This is a genomic window from Priestia koreensis, from assembly GCF_001274935.1.
Lineage (GTDB): Bacteria > Bacillota > Bacilli > Bacillales > Bacillaceae_H > Bacillus_AG > Bacillus_AG koreensis.
In genome coordinates this window covers 537,849-559,636 of record NZ_LILC01000002.1, presented here as the reverse complement: position 1 = coordinate 559,636, position 21,788 = coordinate 537,849, and the positions used below count along the sequence as shown (strand labels likewise).

At 40.3% G+C, this 21,788-nt stretch carries 21 protein-coding genes and 3 riboswitches; of the genes, 5 read left to right on the top strand and 16 right to left on the bottom strand.

What is annotated here, in order from left to right:
- Positions 1 to 20: 20 nt before the first annotated feature.
- On the bottom strand, positions 21 to 1,694 hold the full coding sequence (kdpA, locus tag AMD01_RS02720) for a potassium-transporting ATPase subunit KdpA (RefSeq protein WP_053399842.1): 1,674 nt from the start codon (positions 1,692 to 1,694) through the stop codon (positions 21 to 23).
- A gap of 25 nt (positions 1,695 to 1,719) precedes the next feature.
- The gene (locus AMD01_RS25050; protein ID WP_083446414.1) at positions 1,720 to 1,797 is read right to left on the bottom strand and encodes a potassium-transporting ATPase subunit F; all 78 of its coding nucleotides are present in this window, start codon (positions 1,795 to 1,797) and stop codon (positions 1,720 to 1,722) included.
- Positions 1,798 to 2,274: 477 nt separating this feature from the next.
- Positions 2,275 to 2,415, bottom strand: a riboswitch (cyclic di-AMP (ydaO/yuaA leader).
- Positions 2,416 to 2,635: 220 nt separating this feature from the next.
- Here AMD01_RS25050 and AMD01_RS02715 point away from each other — a divergent pair.
- Entirely contained in the window at positions 2,636 to 3,034 is a 399-nt protein-coding gene (locus AMD01_RS02715; protein WP_053399841.1) for a Na-translocating system protein MpsC family protein, read from the top strand.
- 82 nt (positions 3,035 to 3,116) lie between these two features.
- On the opposite strand, the gene AMD01_RS02710 is transcribed toward AMD01_RS02715, so the two are convergent.
- On the bottom strand, positions 3,117 to 3,410 hold the full coding sequence (locus AMD01_RS02710) for a hypothetical protein (protein ID WP_053399840.1): 294 nt from the start codon (positions 3,408 to 3,410) through the stop codon (positions 3,117 to 3,119).
- Positions 3,411 to 3,737: 327 nt separating this feature from the next.
- Here AMD01_RS02710 and mbcS point away from each other — a divergent pair, with 327 nt between their 5' ends.
- Positions 3,738 to 5,318, top strand: a complete 1,581-nt coding sequence (gene mbcS / locus AMD01_RS02705; RefSeq protein ID WP_053399839.1) for an acyl-CoA synthetase MbcS — start codon at positions 3,738 to 3,740, stop codon at positions 5,316 to 5,318.
- A gap of 37 nt (positions 5,319 to 5,355) precedes the next feature.
- Here the strand turns inward: mbcS and AMD01_RS02700 are convergent, their stop codons facing one another.
- Complete coding sequence (locus AMD01_RS02700; protein ID WP_053400103.1) at positions 5,356 to 6,228, bottom strand: cation diffusion facilitator family transporter; 873 nt, start codon at positions 6,226 to 6,228, stop codon at positions 5,356 to 5,358.
- Between the two features lie 182 nt (positions 6,229 to 6,410).
- Here AMD01_RS02700 and AMD01_RS02695 point away from each other — a divergent pair, with 182 nt between their 5' ends.
- The gene (locus AMD01_RS02695; RefSeq protein ID WP_053399838.1) at positions 6,411 to 7,481 is read left to right on the top strand and encodes a DUF3900 domain-containing protein; all 1,071 of its coding nucleotides are present in this window, start codon (positions 6,411 to 6,413) and stop codon (positions 7,479 to 7,481) included.
- Between the two features lie 264 nt (positions 7,482 to 7,745).
- Here AMD01_RS02695 and AMD01_RS02690 read toward each other — a convergent pair whose 3' ends face one another.
- From AMD01_RS02690 to thiC, 8 genes are all read right to left on the bottom strand, one after another.
- Positions 7,746 to 8,030 carry a hypothetical protein gene (locus AMD01_RS02690; RefSeq protein WP_053399837.1) on the bottom strand — a complete coding sequence of 95 codons (285 nt, stop codon included), beginning with the start codon at positions 8,028 to 8,030 and terminating at the stop codon, positions 7,746 to 7,748.
- Between the two features lie 208 nt (positions 8,031 to 8,238).
- Positions 8,239 to 9,195 (bottom strand): sensor domain-containing diguanylate cyclase, encoded by a 957-nt coding sequence (locus AMD01_RS02685; protein WP_053399836.1) that lies wholly within the window; start codon positions 9,193 to 9,195, stop codon positions 8,239 to 8,241.
- A 112-nt stretch (positions 9,196 to 9,307) separates the two neighbouring features.
- Positions 9,308 to 9,392: riboswitch (cyclic di-GMP riboswitch) on the bottom strand.
- A gap of 169 nt (positions 9,393 to 9,561) precedes the next feature.
- Positions 9,562 to 10,992 carry an aspartate ammonia-lyase gene (gene aspA / locus AMD01_RS02680; RefSeq protein ID WP_053399835.1) on the bottom strand — a complete coding sequence of 477 codons (1,431 nt, stop codon included), beginning with the start codon at positions 10,990 to 10,992 and terminating at the stop codon, positions 9,562 to 9,564.
- Positions 10,993 to 11,161: 169 nt separating this feature from the next.
- Positions 11,162 to 11,563: a disulfide oxidoreductase gene (locus AMD01_RS02675; protein ID WP_053399834.1), complete on the bottom strand. Its 402-nt coding sequence runs from the start codon at positions 11,561 to 11,563 to the stop codon at positions 11,162 to 11,164.
- A gap of 3 nt (positions 11,564 to 11,566) precedes the next feature.
- Positions 11,567 to 12,349, bottom strand: coding sequence for a DsbA family protein (locus AMD01_RS02670; protein ID WP_083446390.1), 783 nt, complete (start codon positions 12,347 to 12,349; stop codon positions 11,567 to 11,569).
- A 200-nt stretch (positions 12,350 to 12,549) separates the two neighbouring features.
- Positions 12,550 to 13,197: a protein kinase family protein gene (locus AMD01_RS02665; RefSeq protein WP_053399833.1), complete on the bottom strand. Its 648-nt coding sequence runs from the start codon at positions 13,195 to 13,197 to the stop codon at positions 12,550 to 12,552.
- Between the two features lie 246 nt (positions 13,198 to 13,443).
- Positions 13,444 to 13,644 carry a hypothetical protein gene (locus tag AMD01_RS02660; RefSeq protein WP_053399832.1) on the bottom strand — a complete coding sequence of 67 codons (201 nt, stop codon included), beginning with the start codon at positions 13,642 to 13,644 and terminating at the stop codon, positions 13,444 to 13,446.
- On the bottom strand, positions 13,622 to 15,367 hold the full coding sequence (thiC, locus tag AMD01_RS02655) for a phosphomethylpyrimidine synthase ThiC (protein ID WP_053399831.1): 1,746 nt from the start codon (positions 15,365 to 15,367) through the stop codon (positions 13,622 to 13,624). Before thiC ends, AMD01_RS02660 begins: the two co-directional genes overlap by 23 nt.
- A 99-nt stretch (positions 15,368 to 15,466) precedes the next feature.
- Positions 15,467 to 15,582: riboswitch (TPP riboswitch) on the bottom strand.
- A 175-nt stretch (positions 15,583 to 15,757) separates the two neighbouring features.
- Between thiC and AMD01_RS02650 the strand changes: the two genes are divergently transcribed.
- A complete protein-coding gene (locus AMD01_RS02650) occupies positions 15,758 to 15,937 on the top strand; it encodes a hypothetical protein (protein ID WP_053399830.1) in 180 nt (59 codons plus the stop codon).
- 23 nt (positions 15,938 to 15,960) lie between these two features.
- On the opposite strand, the gene AMD01_RS02645 is transcribed toward AMD01_RS02650, so the two are convergent.
- Positions 15,961 to 16,275, bottom strand: coding sequence for a YolD-like family protein (locus tag AMD01_RS02645; protein WP_053399829.1), 315 nt, complete (start codon positions 16,273 to 16,275; stop codon positions 15,961 to 15,963).
- 32 nt (positions 16,276 to 16,307) lie between these two features.
- Positions 16,308 to 17,585: a Y-family DNA polymerase gene (locus AMD01_RS02640; RefSeq protein WP_053399828.1), complete on the bottom strand. Its 1,278-nt coding sequence runs from the start codon at positions 17,583 to 17,585 to the stop codon at positions 16,308 to 16,310.
- Positions 17,586 to 17,779: 194 nt separating this feature from the next.
- Here AMD01_RS02640 and AMD01_RS02635 point away from each other — a divergent pair, with 194 nt between their 5' ends.
- Positions 17,780 to 18,316, top strand: a complete 537-nt coding sequence (locus AMD01_RS02635; protein ID WP_053399827.1) for a YhcN/YlaJ family sporulation lipoprotein — start codon at positions 17,780 to 17,782, stop codon at positions 18,314 to 18,316.
- Positions 18,317 to 18,339: 23 nt separating this feature from the next.
- Here AMD01_RS02635 and AMD01_RS02630 read toward each other — a convergent pair whose 3' ends face one another.
- Together AMD01_RS02630 and helD are read right to left on the bottom strand one after the other, a co-directional pair.
- A complete protein-coding gene (locus tag AMD01_RS02630) occupies positions 18,340 to 19,131 on the bottom strand; it encodes a DUF817 domain-containing protein (protein WP_053399826.1) in 792 nt (263 codons plus the stop codon).
- A 127-nt stretch (positions 19,132 to 19,258) separates the two neighbouring features.
- Positions 19,259 to 21,547: an RNA polymerase recycling motor HelD gene (gene helD / locus AMD01_RS02625; RefSeq protein ID WP_053399825.1), complete on the bottom strand. Its 2,289-nt coding sequence runs from the start codon at positions 21,545 to 21,547 to the stop codon at positions 19,259 to 19,261.
- Between the last annotated feature and the right edge of the window lie 241 nt (positions 21,548 to 21,788).

The following is a 21,788-nucleotide window of genomic DNA, read 5'->3' as shown; positions in this document are numbered from 1 at the left end:
CACTCTTAAACATGCACTCTCTAGCGAATCGTGAGCCACTCTGCAATAGGACCAAGGGCAATAACTGGGAAGAACGTTAACGCTCCCACAATTAATACGGTAGATAACAAAATGACCATGAACGTGCTATTATCTGTTTTAAATGTCCCAAGCGTTTCTGGAACTGGTTTTTTCGCTAATAATGATCCTGCTACTGCAATCATCGCGATCATAGATAAATACCTTCCGAGAAGCATGACAATTCCCGTCGACACATTCCAAAACGGTGTATTATCCCCTAATCCTTCAAATCCAGAGCCGTTATTGGCAGCGGATGATGTAAATTCATATAAAACTTGTGAAATACCGTGGAATCCGGCATTTGAAATGGCTGATGACCCCATACTTGTTACGAGTGCCCATGCTGTTGGCAATAAGGTAATGATGGGATGAACCAAAATCGTAATCGCAATAAGCTTCATTTCTTTTCCTTCAATTTTTCTTCCTAAAAATTCAGGTGTGCGCCCTACCATAAGACCTGCTAAGAAGACGGCTAAAATGGCATACATCAACATGTTAATTGTTCCTACACCATCACCGCCAAATACGCAGTTAAGCATCATTAATCCAAGAGGAACAATGCCACCAAGCGGTGTGAGAGTATCATGCATATTATTAACTGTTCCTGTTGTGGCAGCGGTTGTAACGGTTGTAAACAATGCGCTTTGAGCAATGCCAAACCGCACTTCCTTACCTTCCATGCTACCTTCTGATTGAGAAAGACCGATTTTTTCTAGCGCTGGGTTGCCGTTGCTTTCTGCAATATACGCTAGACTTAAAAAGGCAACAAACATAAGTGCCATAGCTGAAAAGAAAATCCATCCTTGCTTGCGGCTTTTCGCCATATGTCCAAAGGCAAATGGCAACGACGCTGGAATTAAAAACATCGAGATGATTTCAAGAACGTTTGTTAGTGGTGTCGGATTTTCAAATGGATGAGCCGAGTTAACCCCAAAGAATCCTCCTCCATTCGTTCCTAAATGTTTGATGGACTCTAGTGCTGCAACAGGTCCTCTAGCAATTTGCTGCTGAATGCCTTCGATCGTTGTTGCTTGAACAGTCGCATGAAGCGTTTGTGGCACTCCTTGTGCAATTAGTAGAATACCTACGATAACCGAAAGCGGAATTAAAATACGCGTATGCGCACGTACTAAATCAACGTAAAAATTCCCAATGGTGCGTTTTCCTGTTAAACCACGGAAAAATGCGATACAAAGTGCTAGCCCTGTTGCTGGCGTCGTGAACATCAAATACATAATGACGCTCATTTGTGAAAAGTATGAAAGCCCTGACTCACCGCTGTAGTGCTGTAAGTTCGTATTTGTCAAAAAGCTTGAAATTGTGTTAAAGGACAAGAGTGGGTCCATGCCGGCAATATTGCTTGGGTTGCCTGGTAGGAACCCTTGCATTCTGACAATGAGATATCCAATTCCGAACATGACGATATTACTTAAAAGCAATGCTTTCGCATATTGCTTCCACGTCATGTCAGCCGTTGAAATACCACCAAGCTTATAAACTCCTTTTTCAACACCACCAAAAATGGAATCAAGCCTTGTTCCTTCAAGTGAAAATGCTTGTGAAATATATCGCCCCATTATAATGGCTAGGAATAGAACGATGACGAGCACGATCCCCATTTGTAAAACGTCCATATTTTTCTCCTCCGAAACGTGTCAGTTAATATTTTTCAGGATGAATGAGTGCATCAAGTAGATAAACAGCCACTCCAATGACTAGTACGATGAGAACGATCACTTCGTCCCCTCCTTATTCTTTAATGATGTTGTCACAAAATGCGATAAATCCGTAGAATGCTAGAAAAATGACCCCCGTCATGGCTAGTGCTACAAAATCCATTGTTTCTTCCTCCCTTTCTCATTGCGCCTCCCAAAAAAGCGAATATGCGTCCTGCCTGCGCTCTCCGTTCTCTATATGAATAGAACAAGCCGAAAACAAAAAAATAGACCGATGCTTACTTTCCCCCCATAAGACCATAAAGAAAGATACTTGAATAAAAACATCCAAGATCACGCTTCATGATCATTCTGTGGAGAAAAAGTACTCATCGGTCTACGTAACGTCTAGCAAGCACACGCTTCCTCTACGTTCTGTCTCCCATACTTTTTCAGTTATGATTGGTTTGTAGGCAAAATAAAAAGACCTCAATTACATCAAGTATTTTCTAAGCACGAAAAAAACGCACAAAAAAAACACCTGAACAAGGTGGTCTACGACCTCCTTCGCTTTAGCCGACGAAGTTAGCTGACGGGTAGGATGGCGAAAGAGTATCTCATCCCTTCTACAAAATCGTAGAATTAACCCCAAAAAATTGGTTCCTCCGTTCTCCCTCAGGAGACTAGGCCGATATGTAATTGATTGATTACGAGGTTTATTTTACGCCGTGGACCAAAACTTGTAAATACCCTTTTTGAAATTTTTTTCTTTTTTCTTTTGCTACTCGTTTATTCCACCCATTTCCAAACGCACACAAAAAAATAGGCATTGACAATCCTAAAAACGCCTATTACTATTAGTTCAACTTCACTGCAAGTCAAAAACAGATGGATCGTCAAAACTTAGGAGGGTACAGATCGTGCCGTTAACAAAACGAAAATTAGAAGCTGAAATTAGTGAATCTTTGATTAAAGTACAGCGTGAGCTCATGGGCCGTGGTCCACAGGAAGCGAAAACATACATTATTCAGGATATGGTTATTACTCGATTTAAGGGTGTACTAACCGTGGAAGAAAAACATTTGGTTGAAAACGACAACGGACGAAAGCTCGTCAAGCAGATGAGACAGCTACTTCGAGAAATGTACAGCAAGCATTTCGAAGACGTCATCGAAGAGCATACAGGCTGTAAAGTGCTTTCAAGCCATAGCGATACAAGCACAAAAATAGGTGAGCGAATAGAAGTATTCATTATGGATAAAGATTTGGAAAAGGACTTAGAGGCTCACCTCCCTCCTAAGGCATCACTTGCTCAGTAATTTCTTATTTTACTCATACGAAAAGAAGCCTCCTTGACCAAATAGTGGTAAAAAAGGCTTCTTCATTTGTTTAGTTATGTAATCATTTTAATAATAATTCAATAAGCGCCATCTTTTTTCGGAACTTTTTAATTTGAAATTCGGCTTCTTCAATAAGCGGATTGCAGATGCTCGGTGAGAAGACGTTCTTTGCCATTTCCTTTGTCTGTGCAATACGTTGCTCACAGCAAGCGATATGGTTTGCATACTCATTTTTTAAATCAGAAAGCGCTAGGTTTGTCAGGTCAGACATCATGGCCTCCATATTTAACTGCTTAGCGTCGATCGCTGCTAACGGTTCCTTCTCCACTTGTTCATATCCGTCCAGTACCATCATTTTTATTCTCTCCCTTTTCATTCTAAATGGTTTATTGATAGTGTATTTCCCCACTTTCAGAAAGTTAGACATGTTTTTAAAACTTTTTTGCATAAAAATTATTTTCATTAGAAATTGATAGAAAATTAAAAATAATTTATAACACATATTAGTAGCAGGTAATAATGTTTAGTTATATAATAGAAGAGAAGTAAGATAAGCTACGTGGGATTTTTAACAAAAGAGAAAGCGTCATACAGTGGGGTTAGGATGAACGACTGAATTCAGATGAGCCGTATTCATCGGTTTGTAAAAGATAATTCAGCGTAAATTTGAGGAGGAAATACGATGAAGTTAACAGATTTAATTGCCCCAGAGCAATACAATTTAACACAAGAAATAGAGAAACACTATTCGGACAAAATTGCCTTAAAGTGGCATGATGACGAAGGAAATCACGAAGAAGTAACTTACCGCGAGCTAATTGATCGTGCAAATAAATTAGCAAACGGATTAAAAGCGCTCGGGCTAAAAAAAGGGGATCGCATGATGGTCATTGTCCCTCGATTAGTTCAATCGTACGTGATCTATTTGGCTGCCTTTAAATCAGGGTTAGTCATTATCCCAGGTTCGCAAATGCTGCGTGCCAAAGATATCGCCTACCGCTTAAATCAATCAGAAGCGAAAGCAGTCATTAGCTATTATGATTACTGTGAGGAAGTAGACCTTATTAAAGAGCCGACTCCATCAGTACAGCATAAGCTAACATTTGGGGAAGACGTAGCGGGATGGGATCGTCTAGAACCGATTCTTGACCAGCATTCTGTGACATTTGAAGCGCCGATTACTCATAAAGATGATATGGCTCTTCTTTCCTATACATCTGGTACAACAGGAAATCCAAAAGGTGTTGTTCATAGCCACGGTTGGGCATATGCTCACTTACGCATCGCCCCAACAAAATGGCTAAACATAAAAGAAAACGATACGGTATGGGCAACAGCAGGTCCTGGCTGGCAAAAATGGATTTGGAGTCCATTCCTTTCTGTATTAGGTACTGGCTCAACTGGATTTGTCTATAACGGACGCTTTGATGCGAAGCAATACATGCAGCTTTTACAAGACCATCAAATTAACGTTCTATGCTGTACACCAACAGAATATCGCCTGATCGCGAAGCTTGATGATCTTGCTTCATTCGATCTGTCTCACCTTCGCAGCGCCGTATCTGCCGGTGAACCGCTTAATCGCGAAATGATTGACGTCTTTCAACGCAACTTTAACATTCAAGTACGTGATGGATACGGTCAAACAGAAAATACGCTTCTCATCGGTACCCTTGATGGTACAACGATGCGTCCTGGATCAATGGGGAAACCAATCATTGACGCGTTCATTGATATTATTGATGAAGATGGACAGCCTGTGAAAGCTGGTGAAGTGGGTGATATCGCAGTACGTAAAGATTTCCCTGCACTTTTCAAAACGTACTACAAAGAGCCTGAACGTACACAATCAGCGCTTCGCGGAAACTACTACCTGACTGGTGACAAAGCATCAAAAGACGCGGACGGCTACTACTGGTTTGAAGGCCGCGGTGATGACATTATCATTAGCTCTGGATATACGATTGGGCCATTCGAAGTTGAGGATGCGCTAATCAAGCACGCTGCTGTTCGTGAATGTGCGGTCGTAGCAAGCCCTGATCCAATTCGTGGACATGTCGTAAAAGCCTTTGTCGTACTGCGCGACGATGTAAAGGAAAGCGATGAGCTTGTAAAGGAATTACAGGATCATGTAAAAGCGGTCACTGCTCCTTACAAATATCCGCGTAAAGTATCGTTTGTCGAGGCCCTACCGAAGACTGAATCCGGTAAAATTCGCCGCATTGAGCTTCGAAAACAAGAAGAACAATTAACACAAGCATAACGAAAAAGCTGCTCGGAGTATTCCGAGCAGCTTTTTTCTATTCGACTACGTATCCTTCAGAAGTTTTGGCCGATGTTTCAGGCTCTAAATGAATGAGCACCTCTGATTTTGGAAACTGTTCTTGAATGTCATTTTTAATCGCATGCGAAACACGATGAGCCTCGTCTAAAGATGTTTGAATGGGAAAAACAAGGTGAAAGTCTACGTGCTCATCCGCACCTGATCGTCTCGTGCGAAAGTGATGATATTCAATAAACTGATTTCCATACTTCTCAATAATCTTCTTGATCCCCTCTTCTTCCTCATCCGATAAGCGAATATCAACGAGCGGAAGAAACGATTCTTTTCCAAGACCGATTGCTTCCCAAATAATATAAATGGCAATTGCAATCCCGATTAATGGATCTAAAATGAGCCAATCCGTTAACGTCACAAGCAGTAAGCTGACGGCCACACCAAGTGACGAATATACGTCTGTTAATAGATGAAGACCGTTTGATTTCATTGCGACAGAATTGGTGGCTTCTCCTACCTTTTGAATTTTCTTTCCGACAATAAAATTAATTAGTGCGCCTAAAAGCATAACTCCTATTCCGAGCATCGGTAGCTCAATCGGTTCAGGATGCTTAAGTTTTGCGATCGACTCCTGAATAATCCAAATACCTGCCACCATAATAAGAATGGTCTCAATGGTTCCTGAGATATTTTCAATTTTACCATGGCCGTACGGATGCTTTTCATCTGGTGGATTGTTCGATAAGCGAACAGAAATAAATGCGATGACCGAAGCAACCAAGTCTAGTGATGAATGAATGGCTTCTGAGACAATCGCAACAGAGCCAGTCATAATACCAACGACAAGTTTCAATGTCACTACAACAGTGTTGCTGACAATTGATAATCCAGCCATATTTTTTGAATGTTTGAGATCCACTATACGCTCACTCCTTTATGCTTTTTATAGTGTGCCTTAACTTCGCAAAATCATGTTCGCACTTTGTAAAATTTTTCATTTTTAAACGGAGTGAAATTGACGAAAACTCCTCTACTTTTTATACTGTAGGAAGCGCATATAAAGAAACGGGTGATAAAATGGATTTTGAATTTAATTTCCTCTCCTTCTATGTGATTCAAGTAGAAGGAAAAGGTGAACAAACAAGCAAACAATACAAGCACTTTCAAACGTTAGACCAAGAGGATTATGAAGACAGTGCCTTGAAGGATTTTTTAGACGGAGAGCTTTCTAAAATATCAAAGCGAAAAGTTGAACGTCATCCAAAGGCCGAACAAGTTCCAACGAAGATTGGCTATTTTGTCGTAGAGGAAGGCTATGACCTCGGTTCAAACCCGAACTACAACTTGTTTCATAAAGCGCGTTATGCGGAAACGAAAGACGAATTCGAAGAGCTTTCTGAGCAATTTGTTGGTACATACTTAGATGCTAGTGCAGTTCGTGGCGGCGTTTTTTTAGTTGCCTCCGCAAAGCTACGCAAGTACTTTGATGATCCCTTTGTATTCATTATGAAGTGTGATTTCGAACCAAAGGTCGCATCCATTTCGGATGAATCGAGCTTAATTCGCAACGTCGAGATGGCGATTACGACGAAAAATATGAAATCCATTCAATACCCCTACATGCCTGAAGAAGGCATTGTCGAAGAAGGCGAGCTGAAAATTCATCAGTCATCACACGCTCGCTACTTTGAGGACTTCTTAAAATTTGTCGACTACAACGAGCCGATGACAGAAATTATGAAAACACAAGTAATGGACATGGTACGAGAACACGTCGCAGAAGTATTTGAGCCAGAAAGCACCGAGCTTGAGCAGTTTGAATCGGATATGGAGCTGTGGGCAACGAGCGAAAAACGTGAGCTTCAGGAGCGATTAGACACGCACCAGGTCATTGAAGCAGCCGCTCATATCGTCGAACATACGCCTGAAGCCGAGTTAAAAATGAAGCTTGGCGAAACGGAAATTAAAGGTCTACTCGCTGACTTCGGGGAAAATATCCACCTTGCCAAAGTAAACGGTCGCTACGTAGCCGTTATTGAAGCAGAATCCATTCTATTTGAAAAAGGCGCTTCACCGATTGAGTTTCATAAGCCAGATGAGCTTCATGAGATTATTGAGAAGATTAGTAGTAAGCGCTGGGATGATTAAACAAAGATCAATGACGTTATGCAGTACATAAAAAATGTCCCAGGTATATTAGTAGCAATAAGTTTACGAACTCATTGCTATTAGCCATATGCGGAAATACATTTTTAGTACTAGCTTTGCCTAGAATGACAAAAAGTAGTGAGCACATTTCGCTCACTACTTTTTACTTCGTTCTCTGTAAGTCTAACTATTATAAGATGGGATTTCATGAAAAAAAGCATTTGTTTCTGTGGAACTATGTATTTCTGACACTCAGGTAATTGTTTACCCTTTATCCACTAAGGTACGATAGTCCGGATTGTATTGAGTCCACCCGCCGCCTTCTTTCGAAGTAAGATCTACACTCGTATTCCCATCTCCGTCTACCCATATTGTTTCTCCACTTGCAAGCGTTCGTTCATAGGGATGAACATTGTGACTATTAGGGTTATCTTCTTGTATGTATTCGTTATCCGTTTCTGCAGCCATATTTTCCGATGAATGATTTGCATCTATCCCTCCTTCATTTCCGTTTACATCAATCACATCCACTACATCTAAAATAGACACTCCCAGAATTCCTACTGCTGCCGTTTTACCAACATCATCACTACAAAAATCAGATATAAATAATCCTATTGCTAAAATTTTTTTAGGTAATTAATAGTACGCACTAAGAGTAAAACGAAAGAAGGGCAGTGAGTTGCTGCTCTTCTTTCGTCTTATTTTATAATTACTGAAATTATTTGGTTATATTGCTAAATTGGTAATTAACCGCCTACACAGACCCCATCTCTTTCTTCCGATTCTTATCACGATACATATTTTGATCCGCTTCAATAAATAAGCTATCCATCTTCCCTAAAGAACTGTGGCTGTAAGCGTAGCCGACGGACATGTGAATAGGCAGGCCATCACACGTTTGATTGTGGGAGGTGATGTCACCGTAGATATTCTCACATAGACGCTTCACCGTTACATACTCAACGTTCGGAATGACGATGGCAAATTCATCGCCACCTATTCGTGCGACGCTTCCGTATCCTTTGAAATAATCGTTTAGGAGAGTGGCGAATTTTTTAATAAGGTCATCGCCTTTTTTATGACCATAATAATCGTTCACGTATTTCAGATCATCAAGGTCACATAAAATGATCGCCAATGACTCGTCACAATGATGGTTATAGTGACTTACTCGTTCTTCAAAATAATCTCGGTTATACACGTCTGTCAACGGATCGTGAGTAAGACGGTATTCTAATTTTTTTTGCAGACGCATTTTTTCATCAATGTTTCTCATAATTCCTTGAACGGCAACGAGCTCCCCTTTTTCATAAATAGGCGTTGCGTATTCTTCAAACCATTTATAATTTCCATCCATGTCTTTTAGGCGCTGGACAATGGGACGACTATAATCAATCGTGCCACTCATCTTTTTTTGCATGATTTCGTAATCATCAGGATGAATCAAATCATACGGCGTTTGTGAATTTTGGTGTAGCTTTTGCAGAACGCCCTCTCCTAAAAAATATTCTACTGAAGGACTCGTATATTGATGTTGAAGAATAGGCTTGATCTGATACGAATAAATGATGTCCTTTGATGTTTCCACGAGCTGAAACACTTTATTTTTGTGTGCAAATATTTGCCTTCTTTTCACTCGTGTAACGCTTATATAGGCTTGTAGCATCCCAACTCCAAAAATAATACCTAGCATAAAAAATAGTACATTCATAAAAATTTCCCCTACTCTAGCATGATCGTTTTAGTTGTCGTCTTATTGAATAACATGCTCAGCAGCGATAAAAAAAGTAGACAAATACCAATTTGTCTACTTCATTAGATAAATCGGTAACTGGCTGACATAATCTTTCGACTTTAGTCCCTGTAGCTTTGCGTCTTCACCTTTCGATGAATTTGCCTTTATCGCTTTGTTATTTTATTGTTAAAAAATGTTATTTTATGATACAATTATATATAACAATAATAATTAGGTCAATATACCTAATACTATTATATTATTATTTTACCCAAAATTACCTTTTTATTAACAACTAAATAAAAAAAGCATGAAGACATCGAGTCTTCATGCTTTTTTCACTTATTGACGATCAAACAATGAGCTCCCCGCAATTCCTGGGTTCGTCATTTCATACGGATTTAAAATTAAGTCCAGCTCTTCTTCTGTTAACACATCATACTGTAAACATAGCTCACGGACTGATTTTCCTTTTAAGATCGCTTCACGCGCAATGCGGGATACTACTTCATATCCTAAGTGCGGATTCACAGCTGTAATGATTCCCACGCTTTTTTCTACATATTCTTTCAAGCGCTGTTCATTCGCTTCAATTCCAGCTAAACAATGATGCGTAAACACGCCAAATGCATTGTTCATAATACTAATAGATTGTAAAAGGTTAAATACAAGGACAGGCTCCATCACGTTCAGCTCAAGCTGCCCCGCTTCAGAAGCTAGACAAATCGTATGGTCGTTTCCGATTACTTGGAAAGCCACTTGGTTAATAAGCTCTGGCATAACCGGATTTACTTTTCCTGGCATAATCGATGATCCTGGTTGACGAGCCGGCAGACTAATTTCACCTAATCCTGCACGTGGGCCTGACGCCATTAGACGAAGGTCATTGGCAATCTTAGACATGTTCATCATGCATACTTTTAACGCAGCTGACACTTCTGTATAAGCGTCTGTGTTTTGCGTGGCATCAACTAAGTGCTCCGCTCCAACAAGCGGGAATCCACTAATCGTTGCCAAATGCTTCACAACATTTTCAATATAGCGAGGATCTGCGTTCAATCCTGTTCCAACGGCCGTTGCGCCCATATTCACTTCATACAAATGATCGCGTGTATTCGAAATACGTTTCATATCACGCTCTAGTACACGGCTGTATGCCTCAAATTCCTGGCCAAGACGGATTGGTACAGCATCTTGTAAGTGCGTACGTCCCATTTTAATCACGTGGTCAAACTGCTTTGCTTTTTCTTTAAACACGCCGTGCATCGTTTTCATCGTCACAAGAAGCTTTTCTAGCAAACTCAACGTTGAAAGATGAATTGCCGTTGGAAACACGTCATTTGTCGACTGTGACATGTTCACGTGGCTATTTGGGCTGAGCTTGCTGTAATCACCTTTGCTGTAACCCAGTATTTCTAATGCTCGGTTGGCAATGACTTCATTCGCATTCATATTCATCGAAGTTCCTGCTCCGCCTTGAATCGGATCAACGATAAAGTAATCGTGCCACTTCCCATCAATAATCTCTTCTGCTGCTTGAACAATAGCCTTTCCGAGCCCATCGTATAAGCGCGTAACGTCCATATTTGCAAGCGCTGCTGCTTTTTTTACAATAGCCAGTGCTTTAATCATTTCTTCATGAATTTTATAGCCGGTAATCGGAAAATTTTCTACGGCACGTAGCGTCTGAACGCCATAATATACATCAGACGGAATTTCTTTTTCTCCTAAAAAGTCTCTCTCGGTGCGATAGTTTCCATTAGAAGTTGTCATCATATACCCTACTTTCTTATGTATCCTGATCAATAACGATCATTCTTCCTTACTAACTATAACAGAAATCAGCAAATTGTCAGCCTGAATTTTTAATCTTTTTATTTTTCCATGTTCCCCTTATTTCATGCTTTCCAAAATAAAAAAGCGATGAAAACTCATCGCTTTTTTATGCTTTCTTACGTAGAATCACCATGCAGATGGTGATGATAACAAACGCTATAAGAGCTAGGAACGGAATTGTGATAAATCCGAGCCAGTTAATGTATTCACCCGTACACGGTACGCCGCTCTGACACATCTGAACGTGCTGCATAGCAGGGATTTTCTGCAACGCATAATGATAGCTCGATAACACAATCCCAATTCCAGATAAGGGCAGGACATATCGGTAAATATGCGTATCATTTTTATAAAAGGCAATCCCTAAAATAAACGCAAGTGGGTACATAAGAATTCGCTGATACCAGCACAGGGTACAAGGGATAAAGTGGCGAACCTCGCTAAAAAATAAGCTCCCTAGCATGGCAATAAGAGCCGTAAGCCACGCTAACGCTAATGACTTATTCATCGCTTATTTTTTCTCCTTTGCCGCATCTTCAACCATTTTGTTCAAATCATTCAAATCAGATACAGGTTTTCCGTTCACAAAGAAAGTTGGTGTTCCTTGAATACCAAGCTTTTGGACATAGGCCATGTCTTCGTCAAAGGCATTTTTTACTTTCTCACTTTTCGCTGCTTCTTGAACTTTTTTTACTTCGTCAGGTGTTGCGATTGTAGCTAACGTTTTCGCTAAAAAGGAATCACTGAAGAACTCTTTTTGTTCATATGCCGTATCTTCAGGTTGCTTTTCATATAGAAGGTTATGAAACTTCCAGAACTTTTCGTTTCCTAACTCTTGGTACACACCCTCCGCGAACTTCGCTGCTGTTTCAGAATCTTCGCGAATAAACGCGTAGTTCATGAAATAAAGCTTTGCTTTACCCGTATCAACCAAATCTTTTTTGATCTTTGGCACAATCTGGCTATTTACCTGCTTACAAATTGGGCATTTATAATCGCCGAACTCTACAATGCTAACAGGAGCCGTTTCTTTCCCCTCAAAAGGTTGATTGCTATAATTGAAGTTCGCTTTTTGAGGAGTTGCTTCGTTCTTACCATTATTATTTTGCATACCATTGTAAACCAGGATAAAAATCAGTACACACGCGGCAATGATCCCGATCGTCCAAAACATCATTTTGGTTGTTGAAGACGTATCAGACTGCTTGGACCCTTTTTTAGTATTTGGCGATGGCGTTTTCACATTTGTCGTTTGCTTTGGCCGATTGTTTGATTTTTTATTCGATTTAGCCATGCGTTCACCTCATTTTTCAAATTGACAATTTATTAGAATACGTTACTTCCATAATACGTGTTCTCAAGCCTTTTTGGCTAGTACAGATTTCGGTTGGTCAAATAAATGTCACAAATTCAAGATATCTTAATTAAATATATTGACTTAAGAATCATTCATTCCAAACAAAGCGCCCAATCAGCCACATTGGTGATTGAGCGTTATTTTTTCCATTTGCGATAGATGCGGTACCCGTATCTTGATAGATTCAAAACAAAATGAGGAATGGGGATTGGAAGCTTGAGGAGCGTCGGAACATACAGCTTGTAATAAGCCTTAGATAAATCTCTCCATTTCCGATCTTCCTTTTCTAGGTAAAAATCAGAGACGTCTACTACATATCCTCTGCCATTTTCCATCATGACGTTTTTACCGTGTACATCACAAGGCGTTAAGCCCTTTTTCCTTGCATACTGGAGCGCTTCCTCTACGTCTTCAATCACTTGCTTCGGAATTCGAACGGCTCGGTGCAGCGCATCATACAGCGTAATTCCTCTTAGTCTCTTTAAAATGAGATAGTGCTTACTCTGATAAATAAGCTCTGAGTAGGCAGGATGAGGACCAATTTGCTTGTACACATCTGCTTCTAACTCCGCTGCTTCTTCTTCCCTAGCGTATACTTTTACGACCCAATCCGGATACTGATTGTTCATGAACACGGCCGCATAGTTTCCGACACCTAGGCACTTCCATCCTTTCGCAACGGAAATGACCTGAATCGGATCGTAAGGATGAGGACTCTTCATATCCAATGAAGGAAGTAATTTATGTTCAACTTTATAAATAAAATCATCTAAACTCTTCTGCATTTCATACCAACTCCGTATTTACATCAATCTAACTTTTAAAGGATAAATAATATGATCGCATTATATAGAGATTTACGGAAAAAGAAAAGAATTTAAGCTCTCCCTGTTTTCTAAATAGCTTTTTTTAACCTATAGTTCTTCTTTTATATCGAAAACTCCTTCTTAAGAAGATGTGCAAAAAAGAGAGAGCTAACGGATTAGCTCTCTCTTGGTAAATCGATCTATGGATGGACAATCCAACTTTTTTTAATAATGAAGTGACTCTGTATAGTCACACTTTAAACACTTTCTTGTACAATCGGTTTCTAGAAAGACGTGCTGACAATTTGCTTGAATACTAGCAATCTGATGATGTAGTTCCATCACCTCCTTTTTTAGGCGAAGAATTTGCTGTTGATGCAGCTGAATTTGTACAGACATCGTTTTATCGATAAATTGTTGATCCATTGGCGACAAACTCCTCCGCTTTTTGCTTCAACCCTTCTGCTATATCTTCACTTTTTTCTTCTTGTACTTTCTTTCGCAAATCATGTGAAATCCGCATCGAGCAAAACTTTGGTCCACACATAGAGCAAAAATGCGCGACTTTGGCTCCCTCTGCCGGAAGCGTTTCGTCATGATAGCTTCTTGCTCGGTCCGGATCAAGCGATAAATTAAACTGATCGTGCCAACGAAACTCAAAGCGTGCTTTAGACAGCGCATCATCACGCAACTGTGCTCCTGGATGGCCTTTCGCTAAATCCGCCGCGTGGGCCGCGATTTTATACGTAATAACGCCCTCTCGAACATCATTTTTATTTGGAAGACCTAAATGCTCTTTCGGAGTTACATAGCAAAGCATGGCTGTACCGAACCAGCCAATCATCGCAGCACCGATAGCTGATGTAATATGATCATATCCGGGAGCAATATCAGTTGTAAGCGGTCCAAGCGTATAAAATGGGGCTTCCCGACAAATGTCTAGCTGCTTCTCCATGTTCTCTTTAATCTTATGCATCGGAACGTGCCCTGGCCCTTCTATCATGACCTGTACATCATGTTTCCAAGCAATCGTTGTTAGCTCACCGAGCGTTTCTAATTCAGCAAACTGGGCTTCATCATTCGCATCTGCAATTGAGCCGGGGCGCAGCCCATCTCCAAGTGAAATGGAAATATCGTACGCTTTTAGGATCTCGCAAATCTCTTCGAAGTGTGTATAAAGAAAACTTTCCTCATGATGTCCCAAGCACCACTGTGCCATAATAGAGCCACCTCGAGAGACGATTCCCGTTAGACGCTTAACAGTGAGAGGGATGTACCGTAGCAACACGCCAGCATGAATGGTGAAATAGTCGACTCCCTGTTCAGCTTGTTCAATAAGGGTATCGCGAAAAATTTCCCATGTTAGATTTTCTGCAATGCCGTTTACTTTTTCAAGCGCTTGATAGATAGGCACGGTTCCAACCGGAACGGGGCAGTTGCGAATAATCCATTCTCTCGTTGTATGGATATCCTTCCCCGTCGACAGATCCATGAGCGTATCAGCTCCCCAATGCGTTGCCCATACCATTTTCTCTACCTCTTCTTCAATCGAGGAAGTCACAGCCGAGTTTCCAATGTTCGCATTAATCTTTACGTGAAAATTTCGTCCAATAATCATCGGCTCGCTTTCTGGATGATTAATGTTCGCTGGCAAAATGGCGCGACCCATTGCAATTTCTTCTCGAACAAATTCAGCAGACAAATTCTCTCGAATAGCAACGAACTCCATTTCAGGTGTGACAATCCCTTTTTTGGCATAATGCATTTGTGTAACGTTTTGTCCTTGCAGCGCTTTTTTCGGCTTACGTCCATAAGAAGGAAGAGGATGGCTACGTTTACTAAATCCATTATCTTCTGGTTTTACTTCACGACCTTCATACGCTTCTGTATCCTGCCGTTCGGTGATCCACGTCTCGCGAAGAGGCGGTAGTCCCTTCTTCACATTGATACTGTGATTCGGATCCGTATAAGCACCGCTTGTGTCATAGACGCGCAGTGGATCATTTGAAACCTCTCCTTCTGTTGTTACAGTTGGGCTGAGCTTAATCTCTCGCATCGGCACCCGAATCGTCGGGGATGACCCTTCAACATAAACTTTTTTACTGTTGGAAAATGACTTACTCCACTCAAATACGTCAGGCGTACTCATAAATAGCTTCCTCCTTTTAGTAAATGGAGGTCAGCCAGCGAAATAAAAAAGGTTCCATGAAATCATGGAACCTGACTGGTTATGTAAAAAGCACAGAAAAGCCTGCACTCTCTACTTCCCTACGCTGGTATGACCCAGATCAGGTTCGGAGGGTCAAAGAACTTTGGGCGTTCTTCTCTCAGTCTAAGCACTATTAGACTCCCCTAGTAGAATGGTGTTTCGTAATAAAATTCGTTATTGCTCCCCTAAAGTATCACATATTTTTGAAAATGAAAACCTTTTTCCATAAAAAAAGAAAAAGTCCTACTATGGGCACCCACACTGATGATCGACCGTTTCACTCATAATTGAGATCGATCTTGGAATACTATCGAAAAAAGGAGGATGACGATGAACATTACTTCAAATGATCAAGCCATTATTGAGCAAGCATTAAAAGTTGCCGCTGCCCAAACAACGGATTATCAGGAAATTACACAATATCAGGAAGTGTTAAAGAAAATGTCCTCTTCTGTTACGAGCGCAAAGCAAGACGGATTTCGCTACGATTACGACGACTATTCTATTTAAGGGAAAGCCTTCTTGCTTTTCCCTTAAATTAATTGTACATCCACGACGTCTGTGAGCAGTCGTTCATGTTGTTCGTTAAACGTATCCACAAATTGTAATGTTGTCCCATACAACATGACCTTTTTAATTCTCCCCATCTCCGTTCGTAATTCTCCGTCGTGATAATATGTTAAGTATACAAGCTGATCGTTATGTAGAGCAGTCTTCAATAAATAATTCATCCGGTCTTCCTGATCTTGTTCTAGCACGGGCTTTATGATTTTGGACTGTGCACTAACTAATGAGCGAATGCCTTGAAACTGTTCTGGTATGGATGCAAAAGGTTGCCATTTTTTCATTATTCGTTCCCCTTACTGTTTCGTTATGTGTACTAAGATTGGTGGCCGCTTATTTTTTCATTTCGAGATCGTCCTGTAGCATGAGGCATATAGCTTACGGCCCATAATAAACTATTTTTTCCGAAGCGCCCCCGAATGTCATCCATCGCATGCGCGAGCTTGATTTGATTTTCTCTCTTTCCTTCATCACAAAATAAATGCATTTGTCTTTCATCATCGTCTACTAGCTGAGTTAAGGCCGTCCCTAACTTTTTAACAGGTCCTCCCTTATAGTAACGATTAAACAACGTTAAAAATCCTTCGTACACTTCAAGCGTCAAGTTTGTATCAAAAGAAAGCGTTTGTTGCTTGGAAAATCCTTTTTCTGAATATGTATGCTGATACACAACCGTGAGATGAATGGTACGAACACATTTCCGCTGTTTTCGAAGCCTAAAGCAAAGCTCTTCAATTTGCTCTAACAATAAAATTTTCAAGTCCTCTACCCTTTGATAGGCATGAGGTAGAATTTGGCTTTTATGAATAGACGGTTGAACAGCTCGATATGTTTCACTAATTCGACTAAAATCAATTCCATTTGCATGTTCATGAAGCATTCTGCCCTTTTCTTTGCCAAAGTGCTGAATAAGCGATGCCAACGGGTACACTGCAATGGCTCCAATTGTATAGACGCCAAGGCGCTTAAGCTTTACCTCCGTTCTCTCTCCAATCCCCCACATTTTTTTCAGTGAGCGCATCGGCCATAGTTTTTGAGGCAGATCACCATAATCCCAAGACGCGATACCACTGAGTGCCTTTTTCCCTTCAAAATCCAATGCAAGCTTTGCCATAAGTGGATTTGGACCAATTCCAAAGGTCACATCAACACCTGTCTCAGCGAACACCGCTCGCTGAATAATGAACGCTAATTGAGTGGCGTCTTTTGCAAATAAATGCAAAGAAGCCGTGCAGTCAATGAACGCTTCATCTATTGAATATGTATGTAAATCTTCAGGAGATACGTACCTTAGTAAAATCGAGGTAATGTGATTAGACACGCGTATATACGTTGACATTGAGGGATTCATAACATGAATATTTTTCTCGTGCGGAATTTCAAATAGTCTTCTTCCCGTTTGGATGCCGTGAACTTTTTTCAGCAAGGGGGTGGCGGATAAAACGACAGAGCCCCGCTCCTCTTTATTCGACACTACCGCTAGCTTTGTCAGACGAGGATCCAAATCATTCATCAAACACGTGACGGTTGCAAAAAAGCTCCGTGCATCAATGCACATAATGATGCGTTTTGGTAAATTCATTTCATTGTTCATATACGCTCCTCCACAAACAGAACATTTGTTCTTATTATAGAATGTTTACGCTAGTAGCGCAATCCTTCTATACAAAAAGAAAATTTTTCATTCCTTTTTTGACCTTCCTATAAATGGGTTCAAAAAACTCACGCTGTTTTTGAATAAAACAAACGATAAAACGCATTATAAAAATAAAAAGGAGTGTGGTTTACATGAAAAAGCTACTAACAGCAACTTTATATGGAGCATTAGCTGTATCATTAATTACTGGATGTTCATCTAAAAATGAAGGTCAAGACGATGGAATGAACGATAACGGCACGCGTAACGTCAGCTACAAAAATAATGACAATGATATGAGTGGTAATGTCGACAACGACGCAAATATCAATGATGATAACAACAACCGTGCTGATCGCATGGACGTTGCAGATGAGGCAGCAAATCGTATTACAAAATTAAAAGATGTTAAAGATGCAAACGTGATTACAACCAATCATAATGCATACGTAGCAGCTATTTTAGAAGACAATGTAAACGAAGATCGTACAAAAGAAGTGAAAAAGAAAATTGCCAAAGAAGTGCGTAAATCAGACAACAGCATCAATGATGTGTTTGTTTCAACTAATCCTGATGTGTTTGACCGTATGCAAGGTTACGGAAAACAGCTTGAAAAAGGCAACCCTGTATCTGGTTTAGGAAAAGAAATCTCAGAATTCTTCCAACGTTCATTCCCGACAAATAATTAATCACGAACAGAAAAAACCTCCCTTTAAAAGGAGGTTTTTTCTGTTTTGAGCTTCGGTGCTTGTTTCATTTTTCCCTTTACATGCTTTAGTGTCGCCACAATCATGAAGCTTACAATGACCAGAAGGAGCCAAGAACTCATCTTCCCGATCCCAACGAGGTGCCAACCTTGCTCTTGATTTGGATATTGCCAGGCGCTAAAAAAGGTCGCAATGTTTTCCGCTACCCAAATAAAGAAACCAATTAAGACAAATGAAAGCGCAACGGGCATCTTATATGTTCGGTCATTAACCGTAAAATACACAACCGTTCGATGAAAAATGATTAACGTTGCTACTTTTAATACCCAGCGAAAATCGTAAATAAAGTGATCCGTATAGAAGTTAAAATAAATCCCTGCGCTCAATGCACAGACAACCCACGTAGATGGCCAATTCCCAAGCGTTATATCAAACCTTCGCCACGCTTGGCACATGTAACTCGCCACGCTCGCATACATAAAGCCGCTATATAAAGGAACACCGGAAATTTTTGTCCACGCTTCTTCAGGATATGCCCATGATCCCATGTGTGTTTTGTACAGTTCAAGCGCCAATCCAATGAGATGAAAGACGCAAATAACCTTGACTTCATCCCACGTCTCTCGCTTCGTTACGACCATCAGCACCTGTGTAACAAGGCAGATGATTAAAATAAGGTCATACCGAGCGATAAGAGACAAGTGGATGACTTTTGTAATGGCCAATGATAAAAAGATGACGACAGGAAAGATACACGATTTGGCTTGCTCCATACCAAAATCCCAAAATTGTTTCATTCAATATTCCTCACACTGTTTTGATTTCGTCTTTTACAAAAGTAAATTATTCCAAATAAACAATGAAATAACAAGCACTATTTTATAAGTGTAAAAAAACGAACGCAGGAAAACCTCCTGCATTCGTTCATGGGCGAAGAATACCTTCTTTTAATTGATGCAACAACAACTTCTCACGATCGGGGCTGATTAAATGTAGCTCATGCATGGCCCGTGTCATCGCGACATATAAAAGCTTCACATCTAATTCAGTTTGTTCATACAAATCGTTGTAGCAGGCGATAATAACCGAATCAAACTCTAATCCCTTTGAAACATATGATGGCATGATCAAAAGGTGTCCTTTGTTCATCGGTTCATGCTCTAAAAGGAGCTGTACAGGTTCTGTGCTATGCTTTTTCATAAGCTCATAAATCACGGCACACTCGCGGTCATTCTTTCCAATCACCGCGATCAAATCACAGCCCTTTTCTCTGCTTTCTTCTACGCTTTTTAAAACAGAAGCAGCAAACTCTTCCTCCCCTTCAAATGATTGAAATGACGGCTTTTGTCCATGCCGAACGACAGGCTCAACCGTTGGGAAATCCTGTTTTAAAAGTTGCAATGTCGCATTTGCCAAATCCATAATTTCAATGGTTGTTCGATAGCTTTTTTTAAGGGTCATAAAATTAGACCGCGGAAGAATTTTTTCAGTAACCGTCTTCCAGCTTTTTAATCCTCTATAGGAATGAATTCCTTGTGCTAAATCACCCACGACAGTAAACATGTCTGTTTCAAGTCCCGCTTTTAGAGCGTAAAGTTGAAAGTGGCTATAATCTTGCGCTTCGTCAATTACCACATTTCGAGCACGTTTTTCCTTTGGTATGCCGTTAATTTTATGCTTAATATAGAAAAGAGGCGCTAGATCCTCGACTTCAAATTCTTTTCCTGCTAGAAGATCCTGCTGATATAGCCTAAATCGTTCCGACTGCTGCGTTGACAAAATGTCTTCACTTACCTCTGCAAACAGATTGGCATCATTGAACAGTTCTTTGTAATAGGTCAACATTTTCTTCGGCGTGAGTGGCTTCATATAACGCGAAACAGCAGTCTTTGCTTCTTTTTGAAGCGTATTAAATCGCTCTTCCTTCCATTCCATCACATCGACAACTCGCTGTTTTCGCTTTTCTTTGTTCTGAACATGAAATAGTGCTTGCTCAAGCATCGTATCGTATTTTTTTTGGATATTGTCTAAAATCATCTTCTTTTTTTGACGTAAGTGAGATTTTAATACTTCCTTAATTTTATCATTGCGTTTTTGGAAGGATAGATAATTATAATCCGTTAAATACAAACGCTTTAGCTTTGTCCCGTTCACAAGACGGTATTTTTCAAGCATAAAATCGTCTTTCGGACAAAGCTCTAAGCGTATTCTGCTAATGTAACGGTCCAGCAACTTCTTATATTTTAAGCTCCCTTTAAAACCGGATACCCATTTTTCAAAGGTCGGATCTTCCCATTCACCGTTCACTAGCTTAATCAACTTCGCCTGTGGAGAACGAACCTTCATTTTTTCGCCAATGGCTTCTTGCATATAATCAATATACGTCGTTTGGCGAATACGGTTTACTCCAAGCTCTGGAAGTACGTCCCCTATGTAATCAATAAACATTCGGTTCGGAGCAATAATCATTAATTCTTCTGGTCGGAACGAATCGGCGTAGTGATACAAGAAATAGGAAATACGATGCAACGCAATAGTCGTTTTTCCGCTTCCCGCAGCGCCCTGCACGATAATCGGACGGTTCAAGTCAGCACGAATAATTTGGTTCTGTTCCGCTTGAATCGTCGACACGATCTCTGTCAAACGGTGATCAGCTTTTCCTGCTAATGATTCCTGTAACAGTTCATCTGTTGTCGTTAAGTCCACATCACGAAAATCCAGCAGCTTTCCGTCTTCGATTTTATATTGGCGCTTCTTCGATAAGTTTCCTTCGTACTCTTCTCCGTAAGCCTCATACGATACATCCCCAATACGACCATCGTAGTAAACATTGGCAATCGGTGACCGCCAATCAATGACGATCGGCTCTTGCGTTTCAGGCTCATGAAGCGAAATCTTTCCAATATAAAGAATCTCTTCCTCCTGCTTATCGGCTGCTTTGAAATTAATGCGCGCAAAATAAGGTCTTGGAAGTACTTCTTTTAAATGCTTCAGCTCTCCTTCAGCAATGTTCAAAAAGTTGCTCGTCGCAAGTAAGCTCGTGTAGTTCAAGCTGCTGTCAGAGTCTCCAATGCCTTCCATTGCTTCTTTTAAATTAGTTTTGTGCTGTCCTTGGTTGAGTTCTGCTAGTTGGATAATGGCCTGCATGTATCCTTTTGTGTAGGAAAGACGCTCCGTTTCTTTGGAATAATCCGGATGTTTCTGGATAGTCATGATTTTCTCCTTTCACTTTTCATGCTTAAAAGATGTCATATGAGGGTGTTTGAGAGGGTCTAATTTTTGTGAAAGCACCCTCTAATATACCACATAATGAAACCGCACACAATTTTCTTACACCTAATTTATTCCGTTTGTACGCTGGTGATCTGCTCCTTTTTATTTAAAACCAACAGAAAAATTTGGCGAAATTAATAATTTTAATATTCAAAATATTTTTACTTTAATTTATTTTAGT